Genomic DNA, 278 nt, shown 5'->3' with positions numbered 1-278 from the left:
GGTGTGCGCGCGCCCTTCAACCACAGGCTCGCCCCAACCGGTCACGCCCTCGTCGGTTTCGATCTTGAGGAAGCACCAGCGCGGCGGCACGATGAAGGTGGTGAGTTTGGTGATTTTCATCTCTGCTCTCTTTTGTAAATGCAGCTCTTATTAGATGCAGCGCACGCAGCGCCAAAAAATTCTTAACGAAGCGCCTTCCACGCGGCCACGTAGGCCTTGGCGTTCACTGCCACCTGCTCCGCCGTCATGCCCGGCTTAAACAGACCGGAACCGAGACC

General features: G+C 58.6%; 2 pseudogenes. Both read right to left on the bottom strand.

The window, feature by feature from the left end:
* A pseudogene (locus tag BK660_RS31675) lies at positions 1-120 on the bottom strand (galactonate dehydratase); the annotation flags it as partial.
* Between the two features lie 62 nt (positions 121-182).
* Positions 183-278 (bottom strand): annotated as a pseudogene (locus tag BK660_RS31670) (2-dehydro-3-deoxy-6-phosphogalactonate aldolase); the annotation flags it as partial.

The sequence above is a fragment of the Pseudomonas brassicacearum genome, assembly GCF_003732265.1.
GTDB lineage: Bacteria > Pseudomonadota > Gammaproteobacteria > Pseudomonadales > Pseudomonadaceae > Aquipseudomonas > Aquipseudomonas brassicacearum_D.
Note: the sequence above shows the minus strand (reverse complement) of the source record. Positions and strands in the feature narration are given on the sequence as shown.